We start from the raw sequence: 15,865 nt of genomic DNA on the forward strand, positions 1-15,865 counted from the left end.
AATGGCACTGTGTGAATTCCGCGTGACTGCATACAAGGAGGCGGCTGTGGGGAACCTGCTGAGCACGGGCCGCAACCCCCGGGCCCGGCTGCGGGAGCTGCTGTCCCGCCCGGAACCGCTCATGGCGCCGGGCGCCTACGACGCCCTGTCGGCCCGGCTGGTGGAGCAGGCGGGCTTCGACGTCGTCTACATGACCGGCTTCGGGACGACGGCGTCGCTGATCGGCCGCCCCGACGTCGGGCTGCTCTCGGGCAGCGAGATGGTGGACAACGCCCGGCGGATCGTGGCCGCCGTCGACGTGCCGGTGATCGCCGACGCCGACACCGGCTACGGCAACGCGCTCAACGTGCTGCGCACCGTCCAGCTGTACGAGCAGGCCGGGGTGGCCGGCGTCCAGCTCGAGGACCAGGTGATGCCCAAGAAGTGCGGGCACATGAGCGGCAAGGCGCTGATCGGGCTCGACGAGATGGTCGGGAAGATCCGCGCGGCCGTCGAGGCGCGGCACGACCCCGACCTGGTGGTCATCGCCCGCACCGACGCCGTCGCGGTCGCGGGCCTGGACGAGGCGATCGGCCGGGCGGAGGCGTTCGCCGACGCCGGCGCCGACCTGCTGTTCGTCGAGGCGCCGACCTCGGAGGACGACATCGCCCGGGTGGCGGCGGAGCTGCGCGGCGTGGCGCCGCTGGTGTTCAACTGGGCCGAGGGCGGGCGCACCCCCCCGCTGCCGCTGTCCCGCATCGCCGAACTGGGCTTCGGGCTGGTCATCTACCCGATCGGCACGCTGCTGGCCGCGACCGCCGGGATCCGCGCGCTGCTGGCCTCGCTCAAGGCCGACGGCGTGCCCCCGCTCGACGGGCTGCCCTCGTTCGGCGAGTTCACCGACCTGATCGGCCTGCCCGAGGTGCAGGAGCTGGAGCAGCGCTACACCGGCGCGTGACCTCTCAGCCGGCGCGGGTCATGGTGGAGGCGTAGCCGCCGCCGGGCCACTGCCAGGCGCCGGCGTTGGTCGTGCCGTCGGCGCTGAAGCGGCCCTCGAAGCGGGCCGGGGAGTCCGTCCCGCCGAACCAGATGCGCAGCAGGTCGCCCTCGAGCCGGTAGGTGTACTCGAGGATCTCGCCGCCGGTGCCGAAGAAGTGCGAGCGCAGCTCGCCGTCGGCCTGGTCGTAGCCGATGTACTCGACGCCGCGGGTGTCGCCGTCGGCCGAGTGCAGGTCCACGTGCTGGACGAGGAAGCCGCCGCCGTCGGTCCACTCGTAGCGGACCTCGCCGGTCAGGCCGTCGGGACCGGTGACCGCCCAGGTGCCGACGAGGCGGTCGAGCGTGCGCAGTGCCGCGTCCCGGGCGCTGGTGCTCTCGAGGGAGATCGTGTCGGTGCTCATGGTGGCCTCCTGCGCGGACGGGGCCGGCGCCGTCGCGGGCCTCACCGGTAGGACGGCCCAGCGCCCGCGCCCTCATCGGCGTGTGCGGCGCAGAGCCACTCGCCGCCCCGCGTGCTAGTGCTCTGCCCAGCATGGTGGGCAGAGCACTAGCGTCCGCACCTCGGGGGTAGGGCGGCGGCATGAGCGAGCGACTGGCGGCCTGGGTCGACGAGCTGGGCGCGATCGGCGGGCGGCCCTCCGGCGGCGTCACGCGGGTCTCGTGGTCTCCGGAGCTCGCCGAGGCGAACGCCTGGCTGGTCGCGCGGACCACCGACCTCGGCCTGGAGGCGGCGGTCGACCCGGCGGGCAACGTCGTCTGCCGGTGGGCGGGCACCGAGCCGGACGCGCCGGCGGTGGTCGTCGGCTCGCACCTCGACACCGTGCCCGACGGCGGCCGCTACGACGGCGCGTTCGGCGTCCTCGCGGGCCTGGAGGCGCTGCACCGGTTGCGCGAGCGCGGCTTCGCGCCGCGCCGTCCGGTCTGGCTGGTCGCCTTCAACGACGAGGAGGGCACCCGGTACGACGCGTCGATGTTCGGCAGCCACGCGTTCTGCGGCGAGGACGTGACGCACTTCCTCGACCGCGCGGACGCCGACGGCGTCGTGCTGCGCGACGCGATGCGGGCGGCCGGCAGCGACCCGGCCGACCTGCCCCGCGCCGCCGCCGTCGACCGGGTCGGCTCCTACCTGGAGCTGCACATCGAGCAGGGCCCGCGGATGGAGCGGGCCGGCCAGCGGGTCGCCGTCGTCTCGGCGATCGTCGGCATGGCCGGCTACGTCGTCAGCCTGCGCGGCACCGCCAACCACGCCGGGACGACGCCGATGGACGCCCGCGCCGACGCGCTGGCCGGCGCCGCCCGCACGCTGCTCACCCTGCGCGACGCCATCCGCGCCGAGGAGGGCATGACCGTCAACGTCGGCCGGATCGAGGTGGAGCCCGGCGGGGCCAACGTCATCCCCGGCGTCGCCCGGTTCACCGTCGACGTCCGCGGCCCGTCGGCGGTGGCGATGGAGCGGGCCGACGAGCTGGTCCGGCGCTGCGTCGAGGACGCCGCGGAGACCGAGGGGCTCTCCGCCGACGTCGTCCCCACCTTCGAGCACCCCGCCGCCGACCTGGACGCCGGACTCCGTGACCTGCTGGCCCGGCAGGTGGCCGCCGCCGGTGCCGAGGTGGTCGAGCTGGTCAGCGGCGCCGGGCACGACGCGATGGTGCTGGCGGCGCACGTGCCGGCGGCGATGCTGTTCGTCCCGAGCCGCGCCGGCGTGAGCCACGCGCCCGACGAGTACACCGCTCCGGAGGACTACGAGCCGGCGCTCACCGTGCTCACCGAGGCCGTCGCGGAGCTCGCGGGCCGCTAGTCCCCGCCCGATCCGGACCCGCGTCGGGGGTGGTGGACCATGGCCGATCTCCACCTCGACCCGGTCGTCGTCGACGGCGAGGCCGACCGCATCGGGGACGGCGGGTGGGTGCGCGGCGGCTCCGGCACGGTGCAGCTCCGGCCGAGAGGCGTCGCGCACGCGATCCGCGTCCCGAGGGCACGGCCCGGCTGGTCCGGGTGTCCACGGGCGCCCTACGACGGCTTCGCGCGCGAGACGGCGCGGCTGCCCACCGCCGCGGCGCCCCTGTCCGAGGTCGTGGCCGTGGCGGAGCGGTTCGGCGTCCGCCTCGGCTGATCTAGCCTCCGCGCATGACGACGAGGTCCTGGCGCACCCTGTTCACCGGCGGCTCGTACTTCGAGGGCCCGCGCTGGCACGAGGGCGCCTGGTTCGTGTCGGACTTCTACACGCACCGGGTCACGCGGGTCGCGCCGGACGGCACCGGCACGGTCGTGGCCGAGGTCGAGCAGCAGCCCTCGGGCCTCGGCTGGCTGCCCGACGGCTCGATGGTCGTCGTCTCGATGAAGGACCGCCTGCTGCTGCGCCTGGCCGGTGGCGAGCTGTCCACGCTGGCCGACCTGAGCGAGCACTGCGGCGGCCCGCTCAACGACTGCGTGGTCGACGACGCGGGCCACGTGTTCGTCGGCGACTTCGGCTTCGACCTCATGGGCGGCGGCGCGATCGTCCCGACCACGCTCAAGCGGGTCGACCCCGACGGCCGGGTCACCGTCGTCGCCGAGGACCTGCACTTCCCGAACGGCGCGGTCGTCACGCCCGACGGGACGTTGATCGTGGGCGAGACGTGGGGCAACCGGTTCACCGCGTTCGACGTCGCGGCCGACGGGTCGCTGACGAACCGGCGGGTCTGGGCGCAGTTCGGGCCGCTGCCCACCGGCTCGAGCATCGAGGAGCTGGCGCCGCAGATCGTCCTCGGCCCGGACGGCTGCACCCTCGACGCCGAGGGGCACGTCTGGGTCGCCGACGGCTTCCACGGCCGGGTCTGCCGCGTGGCACCCGGCGGCGCGGTCGTCGACGAGATCCCCGGCCCCGACGGCATGGGCGTGTTCGCCTGCATGCTCGGCGGGGAGGACGGCCGCACGCTGCTCGCCGCCGCCGCGCCCGACTTCTTCGAGCACACCCGGGCGCCGGTCCGCGAGGCGGTCCTGGTGACGACGGAGGTCGAGGTCCCGCACGCCGGCCGCCCCTGAGCACGGGGTTCAGGCCCGGCGGCGGTGCACCAGCCCGCGCAGGCGGCCGAGCGGCGACGCCGGCGACCCGGGCTCGTCGGGCCCCAGCCACATGTCCGGCAGCGGGATCTCCAGCGCGGCCCCGCGCCGGGCGAGCGGGTTGCGCAGCGGCTGGGCGAAGTCGACGCCGCCGTGCACCTCGACGGTCATCCCGGGCAGCCGGGTGCGGTCGGCGAGCTGGGCGACCACCCAGTCCGCCCACGCCGTCCGGTAGCCGACGGACTGGTCGCCGAAGAGGACGGCGAACGGGCCGACGACGTCGTCGGGGTCGAGCAGCCCGTGCTTGGCGCTGAGCACGAACCAGGGGTGGCCGGACCGCTCCGCGTAGGCACGCGCCCGCGCGAAGCCGGCGCTCTCGAACAGCCGCGCCGCCGGCTGGACGCCGGTCGCGATCGCGCCGGAGGAGCCGATGAGCACGACCCGGCCGGCCTCGGCGGCCGGGTGCGGGGGCAGGCCCGGCGGGGCGTACCGCGCCGGCGCCGGCGGCCGGTGGCGGCGGTACGTGCCGCGCTCGACCCGGTGCAGCAGCGGCGTCCGGCCGGCGAACGGCGTCGTCCCGGCGTGCGTGGCGTTGTCGGTGGCCAAGGAGATGTGCGAGGCGATGGAGGCCACGCCGACGTCGGGCCGCCGCGCGCTCACCCAGTTGATCAGGGCGGCCCGGGTGAACGGCTCGGGCAGCGTCGCCGCCGCCTCGGCCAGCAGGTCCCAGATCGTGGGCAGGCCGCCGGTGCTCACGGCCGGACCGTAACGCCGGTCACAGCGGATGCGGACCGGCGGAGGACGAAGTGGACACCATCGGCGTACACAGCGCGTCCGCGCACCCCTCCGCAGCGTGTGCACGCTGTGATCCCCCGCATCCCGTGGGCACACTGGTCACATCCGTCACGCACATCCGACCCGAGAGCGGACTGGTCCGTCCTGACCCGGTAGACAGATCGCATGGACACTGCCGACCTCCGGCCGGGCGACGTCATCGCCCCGGCGACGTCGGTGTCCATCGACCTCACCGGCACGCCGGTGCTCAGCTACGCGCTGGCGCACAACCGCGTCCCCGTCGTCAGCCGGCTGGTGCTCAGCTCCACCGCCGCGGTGGGCGGCGCCACGGTGCGGCTCTCCGTCCGCGACCCGGAAGGCCCGATCGGCAGCGCGGTCGAGCTGACCGCCGACCTCGACGAGGGCCGGACGACGGTCCTGCAGGACGTCGCGCTCACCCTCGACCCCGCCGCGATGCTGCAGGTCGACAGCCAGCGCCCCGGCGTGATCGACGTCGAGGTGCTCGCCGGCGAGCAGGTGCTCGGGCACGCCAGCACCCCGGTGCAGGTGCTCGCCGCCCAGCAGTGGCTGGCCACCCCGCTGCCGCTGGCGCTGGAGATGCTCGCGGCGCACGTGCAGCCCAACCACCCGGCGGTCCAGGGCCTGGTCGAGGAGGCCGCCGCCATCCTCGACCGCGACACCGGCAGCGACCTGGTCGACGGCTACGACGGCGGGCCCGAGCGGGTCGACGCGATCGTCGCCGCCCTCGGCGAGGCGGTGCGCGACCACGGCGTCCGGCACAGCGAGCCGCCGGCCAGCTGGGTGGAGGTCGGCCAGCAGGTGCGCTCCCCCGGGGACGTCCTCACCTGGCGGGTCGCCACCCCGCTGGACACGGTCGTGCTGCTCGCCGCGGCGCTGGAGCAGGCGGGGATCCGGCCGATGCTGTGGCTGGCGGAGGGTGCCGGCGGGCGGGAGGGGGGCAGTGGAGCGTTCCTGGGGTACTGGCGGGAGGAGCGCAGCGCCGAGAGCGCCGCGACCACCGACGTCGCCCCGCTGGTCAACCTGGTCGACCTCGGCCTGATCGGCCTGGTCGACGCGCGGCTGCTGACCAACCTGGGCGAGCCGGGCACCGACCTGCACCGCCCGGCGTACACGACCTGGCTGACCGGCGACCTCGACCGCGTCCTGGGCGTCACCGACGTCCACCGGGCCCGGCGCGACGGCATCCTGCCGCTGCCGGCCCGCGCCCGCGACGCCGACGGCGTCCTGCAGATCGTCGAGTACCGCCCCGCCGAGCACCGGCACGCCGCCCCGGCGGCCGGGCCGCACGCCGGCGCCGCGCGCCCCGACGCCCCGCCGCGGGTGCAGCAGTGGAAGAACGCGCTGCTCGACCTCTCCCTGCGCAACCGGCTGATCAACTACTCCGAGCGCTCCGGCCTGCCGCTGGTCGTGCCCGACGCCTCGCTCGGCATCCTCGAGAACTTCGTCCACGACGGGACGCCGATCACCCTCCTCCCGTCCGACCAGCTCGCCGCGGTGGCGAAGGAGCGCGGCGCCGCCACCGCCCGCGACCTGCCGGACGGGCAGCTCGCCGAGGCGCTGGTCGAGCGCCGGCAGGTGCACGCCGACGTGACCGAGGCCGGCTACCTCTCCAAGCTGCGCAACCTCGCCTACAAGGCGAAGACGGTGGTCGAGGAGACCGGCGCCAACAACCTCTACCTGGCGCTGGGCAGCCTGGTCTGGGAGCTCGACGGCCGCCCGCTGCGCTCGCCGCTGGTGCTGGTGCCCGTCGTCCTCACCCCGACCAGCCGCACCGGCGCCTACCGGATCACCCTCGACGAGGCCGGTTCCAGCACCCCCAACTACTGCCTGCTGGAGAAGCTGCGCCAGCTGCACGGCGTCGTCGTCCCCCAGCTCGGCGAGCTGGTCTCCGACGGCGCCGGCATCGACCTCGACGCCGCCCTGGAGGCGATGCGGACGGCGCTGGTCGGCTACCGGCTGCCCTACCGGGTCGAGCCGACCGCCGACCTGGCGATCCTGCAGTTCGCCAAGTACCGGCTGTGGAAGGACCTCGACGAGCACTGGGCGGACTTCGCGCACAACGCGCTGGTCCAGCACCTCGTGCACGAGCCGAACGAGCCGTTCGACGACCCGGTCCGCGGCGGCGCCGAGTTCGCCGACCTCGACGAGCTGGCCGCGTCGCTGCCGGTCCCCGCCGACGGCAGCCAGCTGCGCGCGATCGCCGAGGCCGCCGCGGGCCGCACGTTCGTGCTCGAGGGACCGCCCGGCACCGGCAAGTCGCAGACGATCACCAACCTGCTCACCCGGGCCGTCGCCGACGGCAAGCGGGTGCTCTTCGTCGCCGAGAAGCGGGCGGCCCTCGACGTGGTCGCCCGCCGGCTCGACGCGGTCGGCATGGGCCCGTTCGCCCTCGACCTGCACGACAAGGGCAGCAAGGCCGCCGCTGTCCGGGCCCAGGTCCGCGAGGCGCTGGAGCACGCGGTCGCGGTCGACGCCCAGGGGCTGGCCACCGACGGCGAGGACCTGCGCAGCGCCCGCCGGCTGCTCGCCCGCTACGCCGACCGGCTGCACGCCCCCAACGCCGCCGGCCTGTCGCTCTACACGGCGCGGACGGCGCAGCTGTCGGCCGGCGCCGGTGTCGAGCCGCTGCCGGTCCCGCTCCCCTTCGTGGCGGGCGCCTCCGACGAGACCTTCGCCGCGGTCCGCCGGGCGCTGGTGCTGCTGCCCGACATCGCCGACCTCACCCGACCGTCGCCGCGGCACCCCTGGGCCTTCGTCGACTCGCCGCTGGTCGACCTGCCGGCCGCGCACGCCGCCGCCAAGGAGGTCGACGCCGCCGTCCGCGACCTGCCGGTGGGCACCGGCCTGGCCAACGTGCTGCGGCACGCGCGCACCCCCGAGGACCTCGACGCCGTCGCCCACCTGCTCACCGGCCCGGGCGTCGGCCTCGACGTCCTCGACGAGACGTTCACCGAGTGGTGGACGGCGGCGACGTCGGCGGTGCAGGGCGAGGTCGCCGCGTTCACCGCGTTCCGCCACCCCGGCATGGACGTGGCCACGCCGGAGGCGCTCACCCTGCCGCTGGCCGAGATCTACGTGCAGGCGCAGACCGCCGCGGCGTCGGGCTGGTTCGGCCGGCGGCGCCGGCTGACCGCCGTCCGCGACCGGCTGGCGCCCGTGCTCAAGCCGGGTGCGCCCGTCCGCCCCAAGGACGTGCCGGCCCTGGTCGAGGGGCTGTGGCGGGTGCAGAACGGGGTCGCGGCGATCGCGCAGCGCGCGGCGTCCATCCCCGGGCTGCGCATCCCCGAGGGCTGGAACCCGTTCCTCGACCCCGGCCTGATCGACCGGCAGGTGGCCTGGCTGCGCCGGGCCGCGGTGGCCGTCGACGGGTCGGGCGCCTTCCACGTCGCGCTGCGCAAGCTGATCGTCTCCGGCGCGACCGACGACCCGGCCGGCACGGCCCGGGTGTCCCGGCTGCGCGACGCCGTCGTCCGGCTGCTGGAGGTCTGCCGCAGCACCTCCCCCGCCCTGTCGCAGTGGACCGGCGACGACGGCATCGTGCTGCGCTGGACGATGACCCGCCCCGAGCGCGGCGTGGAGCACCCCGGCCTGATGTCCCTGCGCCGCTGGGTCACCTTCCTCGACACCCTCGAGCCGCTGCGCACCGCCGGGCTGATCGAGGCCCGCCGGCTGCTGGTCACCGGCACGGTGCTCGCCGACGACGCCGTCCGCGCGTTCGACCGCGGCGTCGCGGAGGCCTCGGTCGAGGAGCGCCGCGACGCGACCGGCCTGGACACCTTCGACCCCGACCTCCACGAGACGGCGATCCGGCGGTTCACCGCGGCCTCGCAGGCGGTCCGCCGGCACCTGACCTCTGCGCTGCCGGCCGCGGTCATCGAGGCACGGCCGTTCGACGCCGCGCTGGGCGCCGGCCGGGTCGGCGCGCTGCAGCGCGAGCTGGCCCGGCAGCGCCGCGGGCTGGGCGTGCGGCAGCTGCTGGCCGAGTACGGCGACCTGATCACCGCGGTCATGCCGTGCGTGCTGGTCAGCCCCGACTCGGTCGCCCGGTTCTTCCCGGCGCAGACCCGGCTGTTCGACATCGTGGTGTTCGACGAGGCCTCGCAGATCCGGGTGGCCGACGCCATCGGCGCGCTCGGCCGGGCCCGCTCGGCGGTCGTCGTCGGCGACTCGCGGCAGATGCCGCCGACGTCGTTCGCCGAGCCGACCACCGGCGCGGAGGACGAGGCGGGCGACTTCGGCGGCACCGCGGTGGAGGACGAGGAGTCGATCCTCTCCGAGTGCGTGCAGGCGCGGGTGCCGCGGCAGTGGCTGTCCTGGCACTACCGCAGCCAGGACGAGTCGCTCATCGCCTTCTCCAACGCCCAGTACTACGAGAACCGGCTGTCCTCCTTCCCGGCCCCGACGCACGGGCGCCCGTCGGCCGAGCCCGACGGCCGCGGCGTCTCGCTGGTGCGGGTCGGCGGCACCTTCCACCGCTCCGGCGGCGGCCGGCTGCTGCGCACCAACCCGGTGGAGGCCGAGGCGATCGTCGCCGAGATCCGCCGGCGCTTCGCGCTCTCGCCCGACCTCCCGCCGTCGATCGGCGTGGTCACCTTCAACGCCCAGCAGCGCGCGCTCATCGAGACGCTGCTCCGCGACGCCGACGACGACCGGCTGACCGAGGCGCTCGACCGCACCGACGGCGAGGGCCTGTTCGTGAAGAACCTGGAGAACGTGCAGGGCGACGAGCGCGACGTCGTCTTCTTCTCCACCGCGTTCTCGGTGAACGAGAGGGGCCAGCTGCCGCTGAACTTCGGCCCGCTCAACCGGGTCGGCGGCGAGCGGCGGCTCAACGTCGCGGTCACCCGCGCCCGGCGGCAGGTCGTCGTCTTCTCGTCCTTCGAGCCCGGGCAGCTGCGGGCCGAGGAGACCTCGTCGGTCGGCATCAAGCACCTCCGCGCCTACCTCGACCTGGCCGCGATGGGCACCGACGTGCTGCCCCGGGACGCCCGCTCGACCGCGGTGGTCGACCGGCACCGCGAGGAGATCGCCGCGGCGCTGCGCGCGCGTGGGTTGGCGGTGCGCACCGACGTCGGGCTCTCGGAGTTCCGCATCGACCTGTCGGTGGCGCGCTCCAGCGACCCCGGCACCCCGGCGATGGCCGTGCTGCTCGACGGCCCCGCGTGGGCGCGGCGGCGCACCGTCGGCGATCGCGACGGGCTGCCGGTCGAGGTGCTCGGCGGCATGCTGCGCTGGCCGGTGGTGGAGCGGGTGTGGCTGCCGGCCTGGCTGGCCGACCGGGAGGCGGTGCTCGACCGGCTGGTCGACGCCGTCGAGAACGCGCCGGCCGACGTGCCCGCCGACCCACCGCCGCCGATCCCGCTGCCCGCCGCGCCGGTGGAGCCGGCGAAGGGCGAGCCGGCCAAGCAGGTGGCCGCGCTGCGGGCGTCGGTGACCGCGTCGGTCGCCGTCCCCCCGCCCGCCGCCGCGCCGAAGCCCAAGCCGGCCCCCGCGAAGCCGGCCGCGCCCGCGGCCCTGGACGGCGAGACGGCGTTCGTGCCGTGGACGCCGCGGACCGCCGGCGAGAGGGCCGTGCTCGACGAGCTGCCCGCGGCGAAGTCGGCCCGGGTGGTGCGCCGCGTGCTCACCGCCGGCATCAAGGCCGAGGGGCCGATCCACGTCGACCGGCTGGTGCGGCTCACCGCCGCGGCGTTCGGGCTGACCCGGGTCACCGAGGCCCGCAAGAACGCGATCCTGTCGGTGCTGCCGCCCTCGGCGCCGGCCGACGGGTGGATGTGGCCCGACGGCGTCGAGCGGTCGGCGTACGCGGTGTTCCGCCGGCAGGCGGCGAGCTCGGAGCGGCCGCTGGAGCACGTGCCCCCGGAGGAGATCGGCAACGCGATGCTGGCCCTGTGCCGCGCGGCCGCGGGCATGGAGCGCGACGAGCTGCTCACCCAGGCCGCGGCGGTGTTCGGCTGCAAGCGGCGCACGCCCACGGTCACGCCGGTGCTCGAGGCCGCCCTCGAGGCGGCGCTCGCCGCGGGCCGCCTCACCCCGGACGAGGCAGGCCTGCTCACCTGCTCGGAGCCCTGACCCCGACAAGACACCTGCGGGGTCGTCCCACCCGCCCCATGCGTCCCGACCTGAGCGGTCGGGGGGCGCGGCAGCCAGGACTCTGTGATACCGCGTGCTTACCGTCAGTGCATGCGCTGGACCGAGCACCTCACCCCCGTCGAGGCCGTGCGGCCCGGCCGGTGGACGGCCGGCCTCGTGGCCGCCGCCGGGCTCGGGGTCGCGCTCGTCGGCGGCCTGACCGCGGCCACGCCGGCCGGCACCGAGCGCGACGTGCCCGCGCCGCCGGGGATGGCCACCGACGCCCCGGCCGAGCCGACCGGCCGCGGCGGCCTGCCGGTCGCCGTCCCCACGCCGTCCCCGACGACGAGCCCGGCCCCTGCCGCGCCGCCCGCACCGGTCGGGGCCCCGCAGACCGGCGCGCAGCAGCCCGCCGCGGTCGCGGTGGCCGACGTGGTGCCGGTCGGCGAGCCGGGCCGGCCGTGCGCGACCGAGGGCGCCGCCGCGGTCACCGCCGCGGGCCGCGCGCTGGTCTGCACCGCGCGCGGCAGCGGCCAGCTGCGCTGGCGGCAGGTGTAGGTCAGGCCCTCGTCAGCCGCTCGCTCAGCGTCCGGCCCAGCTCCGCTCCCCACCGCAGCGCCCGTGCCTCCTCGCCCTCGGCGAGCGGCCCGCGGGCGTCGGTGACCCGGAAGTGCTCGGCGTCGGCGAGCAGCACGGCCCCGCGCTGCTCGAGCAGCTTCTCCTCCTGCCGGGAGGCGTGGTCCATCGTCACCAGCAGCTTGGGGTGGTCCATGCGGGTGTCGAAGGCGACCGCGGCGATGCCCGCGGGCAGCCGGACCGACGCCAGCCACTCCCGCAGCCCGGTCGAGGGGTCGTCGACATGCACCCCGTACTGCTTCTCGGCGCCCTCGCGGGTGGCCTGCTTCGGCATGCCGAACCCGTGCGTCGGGCCACCGACGACGAGCAGGGCCACCTCGGGCCCCACCTCCGCCGGGGCGGCGTCGGCGGCGACCACGCCGGCCGGGATCGTCTCCGACAGGCCCTGCGCGACCGCCGTCGCGATCGCGCGGGCGTCGCCGAACAGGGACTCGTAGACCACCAGTGCGCTGCGCATGCCGCGACGCTACGAACGAAGGCAGCCCGGCGGCGCCGGCCCAAGGGCGACCCCGCCGGGGCCGAAGGACCTACGTCGAGCGGAGGGCGACCACGCAGAGGTCGTCGGCCAGGTGCCCGCCGGCGAAGGCGGTGACCGAGTCGACCAGCGCCGACACCACCGTCTGCGGCGACGCCCCGGGGTGGTCGCGGACGACCTGCCGCGCCCGCTCCTCGCCGAACAGCCCGGCCCCGCGGGAGCCGGCGGCCCGCCCCTCGACCAGTCCGTCGGTGAACAGCAGGACGCCGGCGCCCGGCGCGAGCGCGGCGGTCGCGGTCGCCACGCCGAGCTCGCCGGTGCGGATGCCCAGCGGCACCCCCGGCGCGCCGTCGGGCAGCGGGGCGCCGGTGTCCAGCACCCACGGCACCGGGTGGCCGGCGGCCGCCCACCGCAGCCGGTGCCCGGGCCCGCCGTCGAGGACGGCGCACACGGCCGTCACGAAGGTCGGCTCGGGGTCGCCGCGCTCGGCGAGCGCCGTGTCGGCCAGCTGCAGCAGCTGGGCGGGATCGGCGGTGAAGTGCGCCAGGGTGGCCAGGGTCGCGCGCACGAAGGCGGCCACCCGGGCGGCCTCCAGCCCGTGCCCGACGACGTCCCCCACCACCACGGTGGTGCAGCCGCCGGGCCCGTCGGTCACCAGGTAGAAGTCCCCGGCCACCGGCCCGTCGGCCGGGGCGAAGGCGGTGGCGACGTCGAGGTGCGGGCGGGGCGGCACCGCGGCGGGCACCAGGACCGCGCGCAGCGCGGCCAGCTCGGCGAGCTCGGCCTCCTGCGCCTGCAGCCGCGCGGCCATGCCGCGCTCCCGCTCGAGCAGCACCGCCACGAGCACGGCCACGCCGGAGAAGACCAGCGCCCGGTTGACCGTCGCCAGGACGACGTCGGCGGTGGAGAAGGACGGCGTCGGCGACATCGACTCGTCGACGAGGAAGCAGCCCAGCGCGATCGCGGCGGTCAGCAGCCCGCCGGTCAGCGCGAACCAGTAGACGCCCAGCACGATGGGCACCAGGCCGTAGAGCGCGACGGCCAGCCCCGGCTGGTCGGTGACGCGCAGGATCCCGAAGACCGCGGCGAGCAGCGCCACCAGCACGGCCACGCGCAGCGCCGGGTGCGGCAGCCCGTGCCGGATCCACAGCGTGCGCCCCGTCGGTCTGCCGGCGGGACCTCCCGGTCGTCGCGGCACGCCGGCGACGGTAACAGCGGGTCCGGCGTCGATCGCTCAGAGCGGCTGCTCGTCGCCGATCCCGATCTCCCGGCTGCAGGTGCGGCCCTCGTCGATCTCCTGCGGCGTGAAGTAGACCGTCGACGTCGTCACGTCGTCGCCGAAGGTCTGCGCGGCCCCGGCGGCGGAGGCCGAGTCGATGGAGAACCGCACGACGCGGGTGAACTGGCAGTCGGGGGCGACCGACTCGATGCTGAACTCGATCGGCGGGCGCTCGTCGCCGCGCACGATGTCGTTGAGCCCGCCGGCCCCGGTCGAGCCCTCCACCAGGTCGATGACGGTGTCCTGCTGGATCTCGCCGGGCTCGTTCTGCCGGTGCACGTGCCCGGCGTTGGTCTGCCGCACCCCGTCGGGCAGCAGCTCGCGCACCTCGTCGGCCTGGACCGGCTCGTGGACGGCGACGATGTCGAAGAACGGTTCCTCCGCGGCACCGTCCGGGGAGGAGGAGGTCGTCGTCCCGCCCTCGTCGCCGTCCTCCTCGGACCCGACGACGTCGACGAGCGCGCCGGCGACCGCCTCCCGCTCGAGCGGCTCGGTGACGTCGGGGTCGTCGGAGCCGTAGGCGCCGGGGCCGCCGTAGACGCGCGGGTCGGGGATGCCGGCGATGGTCAGCCCGAACGCCTCGACCACGCTGCCCCGCACCTCGTAGCCCTCGGCGGTGGCGACCTTGCTGCCCAGCACGGTCACCCCCGGGATGCTGCGCATCGTCTGCTCGACCTCGGGCGAGTCGTGGTTGCCGGCGATCCAGAGCATCGGGGTCTGGGCGGCCAGCGCGCGCACCGAGTCGAGGTAGCCGGGGGTGAGCTCCACGCCGGTGCCGAACAGCGACTCGTCGCCGGTGTTGACGATCAGCGAGACGTCGTAGCTGCTGGCGTAGGCCTGCACCAGCGGGTAGTTGGCCGACAGGTGCATGTCGGAGATGAACATGATCCGCAGCGCCGTCTCGGGCGCCTGCTCGTCCTCGATCTGCTGCTGCAGCTCGGTCTGGATGCCGAGCACCGAGCCGAGGACGTCGAAGGCCTTGTTCGAGCCCTCGTAGTACTGGGCGAGCTGGTCGGGGAACAGCTGGGCGGCGGCGAGGGTGCCGGTCAGCCGCGACTGCTGGACCCACTGCGGGTTGTAGGTGAGGACGCCGTACGCGGCGACCAGGACGACGACGCCGAGCCCGCCGCCGAGCTGCAGCGCCAGCCGCCGCAGCTCGCGCTCCCGCCGCGGCCGCCCGCGCAGGTACCGCAGCGACATGTGCACGGTGGCGGCGACCAGCAGGCCGAGCAGGACGCCGACGAGCACCTCGGTGACGAGCCAGGCGGCGATCCGCGGGACCTGCGCGGTGAAGTCCTCCTGCAGCCGGGCGACGAACCCGGCCCGGTCGGCGCCGGCGGCACGGGTGAGCTCGAGCAGGTCGACGTCCCGCGGGGTGATCGTCACCCCCACCGGGACGCCGGTGAGGTCGGGGAACTCCCAGCTGCCGAGCGTGGTGTCGGCGGAGAGGCCCGGCCGGGCGAACAGGTTGCCCTCGACGCTGAAGGGCACGCCCTGCACGGTCGCCTGGTAGGGGAAGGCGTGCAGCAGCGCCGCCGCCCCGGCCAGCGGGAGGAGCAGCCGCAGCACCCACAGGGCCAGGCCGCGGCCGACGGCGCCGAGGACGGGCAGCACGCGGCGGCGGACCGGGAGGCGCTCCTCGTCGGGCGGGTCGGTCCGCTCGTCGGGGGCGCCGGGGGTCTGCGGCTCCATCACGTCATCGTCCACGGTCGGGGGTTCCGTACGGTTCGGACATGCGGCAGCCGCTCACCACCGACGACGTCGAGCGCCTGGAGGTGGTGGCGCGGACGCCGAAGGCCCACCGGGAGGCCGCGGAGACCCTCGCCGGCTGGGCCGCGGCCCCGCACCCGGACGACGACGAGGAGGCCGGCCCGGCCGCGCTGCTCTCGGCGGCCGCGTGGCACCTGGACCGGGCCGGCGACGCGGCCGGCGCGCTGGCGATGCACCGCCGGGCCGCAGCCGCCGCCGGCCACGTGCCACCCGATCCCCGGGTCTACCTGCACGCCGCGCTCCTGCGGGCCGGCGAGGTCGAGGAGGCCCGGCAGCTGGCCGACGCGCTGCGCCGCGAGCGGCCGGAGGACCCCGACGTCTACACGTTCATGGCCGAGAACTTCGAGGAGGCCGGCGACCTGCGGCAGGCGCACCGCTGGGCGGAGCTGGGGGCCGGCCTGCTCGAGGCGGCCGCCGCGGAGGGCCTGCTCGCCGACGAGTGGTCGACCGAGCAGCTGCTGCGCACCCGCCGGCGGGTGCGGGAAGCGCTGGGCTTCCCGCCGGACGACCTCGACGCGGTCGTCCCGCCCCCGCCGGCGGACGGCGCTCAGTAGCCCCGGCTGCCCTTTTTCGCGTTCTTGTTCTGCATCTGGGCGACGAACTGCTTGATCTTCGCCTGGTTCTGCGGCTTGCGGGCCTCGTCGATGACCTTCTTCGCGACGGCCGCCACGATGGCGCTGCGGACCAGCTTCACGTCTTCTCCTCGTTCGAGCTGTCGTCGATCCCCGGCAGGTGGCCGACCGACACGCCGTCGGCGCCGGCCACCCGCCGGTGATCCCGGCGGATGTCGGATCTCC

General features: G+C 75.9%; 13 protein-coding genes. 7 read left to right on the forward strand and 6 right to left on the reverse strand.

Going from position 1 to position 15,865, the window contains the following annotated elements:
- Positions 1-46 precede the first annotated feature (46 nt).
- Complete coding sequence (locus ACI8AF_RS05910) at positions 47-937, forward strand: isocitrate lyase/PEP mutase family protein (RefSeq protein WP_456538749.1); 891 nt, start codon at positions 47-49, stop codon at positions 935-937.
- Positions 938-941: 4 nt separating this feature from the next.
- On the opposite strand, the gene ACI8AF_RS05915 is transcribed toward ACI8AF_RS05910, so the two are convergent.
- The gene (locus ACI8AF_RS05915) at positions 942-1,379 is read right to left on the reverse strand and encodes a hypothetical protein (RefSeq protein ID WP_456538750.1); all 438 of its coding nucleotides are present in this window, start codon (positions 1,377-1,379) and stop codon (positions 942-944) included.
- Between the two features lie 179 nt (positions 1,380-1,558).
- Between ACI8AF_RS05915 and ACI8AF_RS05920 the strand changes: the two genes are divergently transcribed.
- The 3 genes from ACI8AF_RS05920 to ACI8AF_RS05930 are packed head-to-tail and all read left to right on the forward strand — an operon-like array spanning position 1,559 to position 4,002.
- Positions 1,559-2,776 carry an allantoate amidohydrolase gene (locus ACI8AF_RS05920; RefSeq protein ID WP_456538751.1) on the forward strand — a complete coding sequence of 406 codons (1,218 nt, stop codon included), beginning with the start codon at positions 1,559-1,561 and terminating at the stop codon, positions 2,774-2,776.
- Positions 2,777-2,815: 39 nt separating this feature from the next.
- Positions 2,816-3,091: a hypothetical protein gene (locus tag ACI8AF_RS05925; RefSeq protein WP_456538752.1), complete on the forward strand. Its 276-nt coding sequence runs from the start codon at positions 2,816-2,818 to the stop codon at positions 3,089-3,091.
- 14 nt (positions 3,092-3,105) lie between these two features.
- Positions 3,106-4,002 carry an SMP-30/gluconolactonase/LRE family protein gene (locus ACI8AF_RS05930; protein ID WP_456538753.1) on the forward strand — a complete coding sequence of 299 codons (897 nt, stop codon included), beginning with the start codon at positions 3,106-3,108 and terminating at the stop codon, positions 4,000-4,002.
- Between the two features lie 9 nt (positions 4,003-4,011).
- Here ACI8AF_RS05930 and ACI8AF_RS05935 read toward each other — a convergent pair whose 3' ends face one another.
- Entirely contained in the window at positions 4,012-4,776 is a 765-nt protein-coding gene (locus tag ACI8AF_RS05935; protein WP_456538754.1) for a DUF6884 domain-containing protein, read from the reverse strand.
- Positions 4,777-4,980: 204 nt separating this feature from the next.
- Between ACI8AF_RS05935 and ACI8AF_RS05940 the strand changes: the two genes are divergently transcribed.
- Entirely contained in the window at positions 4,981-10,908 is a 5,928-nt protein-coding gene (locus ACI8AF_RS05940; RefSeq protein WP_456538755.1) for a DUF4011 domain-containing protein, read from the forward strand.
- A 111-nt stretch (positions 10,909-11,019) separates the two neighbouring features.
- The gene (locus ACI8AF_RS05945) at positions 11,020-11,466 is read left to right on the forward strand and encodes a hypothetical protein (RefSeq protein ID WP_456538756.1); all 447 of its coding nucleotides are present in this window, start codon (positions 11,020-11,022) and stop codon (positions 11,464-11,466) included.
- 1 nt (position 11,467) lies between these two features.
- Here ACI8AF_RS05945 and ACI8AF_RS05950 read toward each other — a convergent pair whose 3' ends face one another.
- From ACI8AF_RS05950 to ACI8AF_RS05960, 3 genes are all read right to left on the reverse strand, one after another.
- On the reverse strand, positions 11,468-12,001 hold the full coding sequence (locus ACI8AF_RS05950) for a hypothetical protein (RefSeq protein ID WP_456538757.1): 534 nt from the start codon (positions 11,999-12,001) through the stop codon (positions 11,468-11,470).
- A gap of 70 nt (positions 12,002-12,071) precedes the next feature.
- Positions 12,072-13,217: a PP2C family protein-serine/threonine phosphatase gene (locus ACI8AF_RS05955; RefSeq protein WP_456538758.1), complete on the reverse strand. Its 1,146-nt coding sequence runs from the start codon at positions 13,215-13,217 to the stop codon at positions 12,072-12,074.
- 36 nt (positions 13,218-13,253) lie between these two features.
- Complete coding sequence (locus ACI8AF_RS05960; RefSeq protein WP_456538759.1) at positions 13,254-14,990, reverse strand: metallophosphoesterase family protein; 1,737 nt, start codon at positions 14,988-14,990, stop codon at positions 13,254-13,256.
- Between the two features lie 41 nt (positions 14,991-15,031).
- Here ACI8AF_RS05960 and ACI8AF_RS05965 point away from each other — a divergent pair, with 41 nt between their 5' ends.
- Positions 15,032-15,622 (forward strand): tetratricopeptide repeat protein, encoded by a 591-nt coding sequence (locus ACI8AF_RS05965; protein WP_456538760.1) that lies wholly within the window; start codon positions 15,032-15,034, stop codon positions 15,620-15,622.
- Here the strand turns inward: ACI8AF_RS05965 and ACI8AF_RS05970 are convergent.
- Positions 15,616-15,762 (reverse strand): hypothetical protein, encoded by a 147-nt coding sequence (locus ACI8AF_RS05970; protein ID WP_456538761.1) that lies wholly within the window; start codon positions 15,760-15,762, stop codon positions 15,616-15,618. The genes ACI8AF_RS05965 and ACI8AF_RS05970 overlap by 7 nt on opposite strands.
- Positions 15,763-15,865: the final 103 nt, after the last annotated feature.

This window comes from Blastococcus sp. SYSU D00669, from assembly GCF_054050715.1.

What these genes read in the sequence shown, in the direction of transcription:
- ACI8AF_RS05915 (WP_456538750.1), bottom strand. Translation starts at nt 1,379, where the DNA reads ATGAGCACCGACACGATCTCCCTCGAGAGCACCAGCGCCCGGGACGCG.
- ACI8AF_RS05920 (WP_456538751.1), top strand. Translation starts at nt 1,559, where the DNA reads ATGAGCGAGCGACTGGCGGCCTGGGTCGACGAGCTGGGCGCGATCGGC.
- ACI8AF_RS05925 (WP_456538752.1), top strand. Translation starts at nt 2,816, where the DNA reads ATGGCCGATCTCCACCTCGACCCGGTCGTCGTCGACGGCGAGGCCGAC.
- ACI8AF_RS05930 (WP_456538753.1), top strand. Translation starts at nt 3,106, where the DNA reads ATGACGACGAGGTCCTGGCGCACCCTGTTCACCGGCGGCTCGTACTTC.
- ACI8AF_RS05940 (WP_456538755.1), top strand. Translation starts at nt 4,981, where the DNA reads ATGGACACTGCCGACCTCCGGCCGGGCGACGTCATCGCCCCGGCGACG.
- ACI8AF_RS05945 (WP_456538756.1), top strand. Translation starts at nt 11,020, where the DNA reads ATGCGCTGGACCGAGCACCTCACCCCCGTCGAGGCCGTGCGGCCCGGC.
- ACI8AF_RS05950 (WP_456538757.1), bottom strand. Translation starts at nt 12,001, where the DNA reads ATGCGCAGCGCACTGGTGGTCTACGAGTCCCTGTTCGGCGACGCCCGC.
- ACI8AF_RS05960 (WP_456538759.1), bottom strand. Translation starts at nt 14,990, where the DNA reads ATGGAGCCGCAGACCCCCGGCGCCCCCGACGAGCGGACCGACCCGCCC.
- ACI8AF_RS05965 (WP_456538760.1), top strand. Translation starts at nt 15,032, where the DNA reads ATGCGGCAGCCGCTCACCACCGACGACGTCGAGCGCCTGGAGGTGGTG.